A 4,837-nucleotide genomic window follows, 5' to 3' on the forward strand; every position below is an offset into this window, starting at 1 on the left:
GTTGAAACCCCGCGTACCTGCCGAGGATTTCGGCCCCATGGTCGCGCGGATTTCCTTCTTTGTGAACGCAGGCATCCGCTTTGTCACCGAGATGTGCAAGATGCGCGCCTTTGTCGAGTTGTGGGACGAAATCTGTCAGGAGCGCTACGGCGTTGAAAACCCAAAACACCGCCGCTTCCGCTATGGTGTTCAGGTGAACTCGCTCGGCCTGACCGAGCAGCAGCCGGAAAACAACGTCTATCGCATTCTGATCGAAATGCTGGCAGTGACGCTGTCCAAAAAGGCACGCGCCCGCGCGGTGCAACTGCCTGCCTGGAACGAAGCCTTGGGCCTGCCGCGCCCATGGGATCAGCAATGGTCTATGCGTATGCAGCAAATCATGGCCTATGAAACCGACCTGCTGGAATATGACGACCTGTTTGACAACAACCCAGCCGTCGATCGCAAGGTTGCTGCGCTGAAAGACGGCGCGCGTCACGAACTTGCCAACCTCGATTCGATGGGCGGCGCGATCGACGCGATCGATTATATGAAGGGGCGGCTGGTCGAATCCAACTCGGCGCGGCTCAATCGGATCGAGGCTGGCGAAACCGTCGTGGTCGGCGTCAACAAATGGCAACAGGGCGAGGCCAGCCCCCTTATGACCGGCGATGGCGGCATCATGGTCGTGGACCCAGCGGTCGAGGCCGAACAGATTGACCGCCTGAACGACTGGCGCGCCGGTCGCGACGCCGACAAAGTCGAAGACGCACTCGCGGCACTGCGCGACGCGGCGAAGTCGGGTGCCAATATCATGCCAGCCTCAATTCAGGCCGCCAAGGCCGGGGTAACAACCGGCGAATGGGCCGCGCAGATGCGGGCCGTTCACGGCGAATATCGCGGCCCGACGGGCGTGTCCCTGAACCCCTCTAACATGACAGAAGGCCTGGATGATCTGCGCGAGGCCGTCGATCTGGTCAGCGACCGGCTGGGACGACGCCTGAAGTTCGTGATCGGCAAACCGGGCCTTGATGGCCACTCCAACGGTGCCGAACAAATCGCCTGCCGTGCGCGGGATGTGGGCATGGACATTTCTTATGACGGCATTCGCCTGACGCCTGCAGAGATCGTCGAGAAAGCCCGCGAAGACGACGCCCATGTGGTGGGATTGTCCATCCTGTCCGGCAGCCACATCCCTCTGGTCGAGGATTTGATGGAACGGATGCGCCAAGAGGGGCTGGGGGAAACTCCAGTCATCGTAGGCGGCATCATTCCTGACGAAGATGCCGACCGCTTGCGCGCTATGGGCGTTGCCCGCGTCTATACGCCAAAGGACTTTGAGCTGAACACAATCATGAACGACATCGTCGTTCTGGCCGACCCCAAGGCGGTCGCCGCAGAGTAATCTGCGGCACCGTCGGCGCTATTCGTTAAACCAGGTGACCAGCTCGTCATAGGTATAGCTGACCTCGATGCCCGCATCCACATAAGGCTCGAATTCCGGATCCTGATCCAGACACCCAACGCCACAGATCTGGCTGATCACCATGTCTTCGCTGTCCACGTACCACATGCGCCCACCGGGCGTGGCCACATAGCCATCAATCCCCTCGGCCTGATCGCCTTCCATGTCCTCGACGCTTGGCACCTCAGAGCCTTCGTCGCCGTTATAAGCCCCGTGTGTGTGATACGAGGCGATGATCACCTCGATATTTACCGGGTCCTTCGGACGGCAGCTTGACTTGCGCCCGCGCCGCGCCTCAGACGCCACGAGATTGCCGTCCACGTCATACCCGATATAGCCGCAGTATTCGCGGTTGCGCTGGAAAGACAGCGGCTGAATTTCGGCAAAGACCTCTTTCATCAAAGCAATCTCTGCCTTGGACTCTGCGAGTAGAGGCGAAGCACCTATTGAAAAAGCAACGCAAATCAGAGCGTGAATAGGGGTTTTCATAGTAAGATATTCCTGCGCAAATACGCGGCAATAAGACCAGAGGAACATGCTTATGACAATCCACATCGGCGCAAAGCCCGGAGAAATCGCTGAAACCGTCCTTCTGCCAGGCGACCCATACCGCGCGAAATGGGCGGCGGACACCTTTCTGACAGACGTCACCTGCGTCAACGAAGTGCGCGGCATGCTTGGGTTCACAGGCATGTGGAACGGCAACCGGGTCACAATTCACGGCTCGGGCATGGGCATGCCAAGCCTGTCAATCTATGTGAACGAACTGATCAAGGACTATGGCGCGAAAACCCTGATCCGCATCGGTTCTTGCGGCGGGATGCAGGAAAAAGTTGCGATCCGCGATGTCATCATCGCCATGACGGCAACCTCTTTGTCCACGCCGTCACGTGGCATCTTCAAAGAGATCAACTTTGCACCTTCCGCCGATTATGGCCTGCTGCGCGCCGCGGCAGACGCAGCCCAGTCCAAAGGTTCAGCTACCCACGTCGGCGGCATCTATTCCAGCGATGTCTTCTATGACGAGCGCCCTGATCTGAACGAACAGATGGTCCGCCATGGCATTCTGGGCGTCGAGATGGAAGCGGCCGAGCTGTATAACCTTGCAGCACGCCACGGCCGCCGCGCTTTGGCTGTTCTGACCGTTTCGGATCATTTGCTGACCGGAGAGTCTCTGCCAAGCGACCAGCGCGAAAAATCTTTCGGCGACATGGTCGAAATCGCGCTAGAAGCGGCTTTCGCGTAAACACTCTGTGGGCGGACGGCCCCGCGTCGTCCGCATTTCCGCGCCGCATTGCATACAGCGGAAATAGCTACCCTGCTCGGAATCCTGACTGCGATCCGCGCGCCAGCGACAGGCGCGCGTTTTTCGATTGCTAAGCAAGGCCACGAGCACGAAGGCGACGATCAATCCAATGACGATATGCATATCTGCCTCTTGCAGTGAGACGACGGCGAAGGTCGCAACAAGCTACGAACTGACAACTTTACGCATCATAAAGCGCGCCTTTGACACTGCCCGAACACCCCGAGACGGTGCTGCGGACTCGGTGAAAACCTTTGCGAACCTTGGCATAACCGCCTCTGGCGAAAACGGCGCAATGAGAGCTTTCCAGTCTTGGTCCGTGCCTTCTACCAATGCGAGGGCTTTTCGCACGAGGTCATCCTGATCTTTGTAAAGAGCGCCCGGTTGGCTACCCAAAATGCGGCGGTGGTTACCATCCTTGCCACCCGCCCATGCCAAAACAGGTTTGCCTTGAAACAGAAACTCGCAAATCGCCAGACCAAAACTCTCGCCCCTTTCACGGCCATGCAACATGGCGTCACAGGACAGGATAAAGTCCGACTTATCCGTGGGTCGTGAAATCGCGTCGCGAAACAGCACTCTGGGGTGGTCAATAAAACGCTCGGTGTTCACAAACACAAACCAAATGCGCTTGTCTTCTAGCAGCTTAGGCACCGCCCGTTTTACAAAATCGATGTCGAACGTGTCATAACCGCCGTATCGGCCAAAGACAAAAGCATCCTCGGGCACGCCCCACACGCTGCGGCGCGACTGACCAGATGGAAGATCAACAATATGTGGCACATAGGGATAGCGCCCGCCGGTGCAGTGTTGCGCAAGCCAATCAGACACATAGGCGTAGCTCTCACCATGCGGATCGAATTCCTGAAAAACCGCATGAATCGCACTTGCTGTGTCTGGGCTAAGAAGTCCGTCTCGTTTACCGGATTTGATAAAGTATGTCAGATCAGCGCCTGACCCCGAGATCTCTTCCAGCCGGTCATAGCCTGTAATCTGGAAACGCGAGGAGAACTTCGCAACGATACCCGGATCATTAGAGGCCGCGTTGGACGGATATACGACAGCCGACGTCCAGCCTAAAATCGTTTCGGCAAAATAGGCATAATCGTAAACTGCCTGCGCGGTTCCGCGCAGGCCTAAATCATTCGTATGAAAGAGAACTTTCAAGCCTTACTCAGACCGCGCGGTCCACCATCATCTTTTTGATATGCGCAATGGCCCCTGCTGGGTTCAAACCCTTAGGACAGGTTTTTGCACAGTTCATGATGGTGTGGCAGCGATAGAGTTTGAACGGATCTTCCAGTTCATCCAGACGCTCGCCGGTTGCTTCGTCGCGGCTGTCAATGATCCAGCGATAGGAGTGCAGCAAGGCCGCTGGACCGAGATAGCGATCGCCGTTCCACCAGTAGCTTGGGCAAGACGTTGAACAGCTGGCGCACATCACGCATTCATAAAGGCCATCCAGCTTTTTGCGGTCTGCGATGGACTGTTTCCACTCTTTCGCAGGGCGGTTGGTTTTGGTTTCCAGCCACGGCATGATCGACGCGTGCTGCGCATAGAAATGCGTCAGGTCAGGGATCAGGTCTTTGACAACCGGCATGTGCGGCAGCGGGTAGATTTTGACCGTACCGCCTTTGACCTCATCAATCCCATAGATGCAGGCCAGGGTGTTGATGCCGCCAATGTTCATGGCGCAGGATCCGCAGATACCTTCGCGGCACGAGCGGCGGAAAGTTAGGGTCGGGTCGATCTCGTTTTTGATCTTGATCAGCGCATCCAGGATCATCGGACCGCAGGTGTCCATATCGATGAAATAGGTGTCGACCGAAGGGTTTTTGCCGTCATCCGGGTTCCAGCGATAGATCTGGAACTTGCGCACGTTCTTGGCACCCTCGGGCTTGGGCCATGTCTTGCCCGTCTTCATGCGCGAGTTTTTCGGCAGTGCCAGTTCGACCATGTCAATTCCTCCTGAGGATTTGCGCGGGCGCAGTGTCCTGCGCCGAATTGTTCTGCGGGGCCTTGCCCGCCGTCCCATCCTGCCGCAGCCGCACCAGCCGCTCGGCATCGCCGGGATAAACCTTCGAAAG

Annotated in this window: 6 protein-coding genes; 2 read left to right on the forward strand and 4 right to left on the reverse strand. The window is 57.3% G+C overall.

All coding sequences use genetic code 11. The features are described 5' to 3' along the window. Positions 1–1,384: methylmalonyl-CoA mutase family protein (locus ACEQWH_RS05830; protein WP_370228824.1), on the forward strand; the 1,384-nt coding region annotated here is incomplete at its 5' end. An 18-nt stretch (positions 1,385–1,402) separates the two neighbouring features. Here the strand turns inward: ACEQWH_RS05830 and ACEQWH_RS05835 are convergent. Then, positions 1,403–1,933: a DUF4329 domain-containing protein gene (locus tag ACEQWH_RS05835; protein WP_370228826.1), complete on the reverse strand. Its 531-nt coding sequence runs from the start codon at positions 1,931–1,933 to the stop codon at positions 1,403–1,405. Positions 1,934–1,985: 52 nt separating this feature from the next. Here ACEQWH_RS05835 and deoD point away from each other — a divergent pair, with 52 nt between their 5' ends. Then, on the forward strand, positions 1,986–2,690 hold the full coding sequence (gene deoD, locus ACEQWH_RS05840) for a purine-nucleoside phosphorylase (RefSeq protein ID WP_370228827.1): 705 nt from the start codon (positions 1,986–1,988) through the stop codon (positions 2,688–2,690). Here deoD and ACEQWH_RS05845 read toward each other — a convergent pair. The 3 genes from ACEQWH_RS05845 to ACEQWH_RS05855 are packed head-to-tail and all read right to left on the reverse strand — an operon-like array spanning position 2,670 to position 4,707. Further along, complete coding sequence (locus ACEQWH_RS05845; protein ID WP_370228828.1) at positions 2,670–2,873, reverse strand: hypothetical protein; 204 nt, start codon at positions 2,871–2,873, stop codon at positions 2,670–2,672. The genes deoD and ACEQWH_RS05845 overlap by 21 nt on opposite strands. A 42-nt stretch (positions 2,874–2,915) precedes the next feature. Continuing rightward, positions 2,916–3,917, reverse strand: a complete 1,002-nt coding sequence (locus tag ACEQWH_RS05850; RefSeq protein ID WP_370228829.1) for a hypothetical protein — start codon at positions 3,915–3,917, stop codon at positions 2,916–2,918. Between the two features lie 7 nt (positions 3,918–3,924). Further along, positions 3,925–4,707 carry a succinate dehydrogenase iron-sulfur subunit gene (locus ACEQWH_RS05855; protein WP_370228831.1) on the reverse strand — a complete coding sequence of 261 codons (783 nt, stop codon included), beginning with the start codon at positions 4,705–4,707 and terminating at the stop codon, positions 3,925–3,927. Between the last annotated feature and the right edge of the window lie 130 nt (positions 4,708–4,837).

The organism is Cognatishimia sp. (assembly GCF_964229375.1).
GTDB lineage: Bacteria > Pseudomonadota > Alphaproteobacteria > Rhodobacterales > Rhodobacteraceae > Cognatishimia.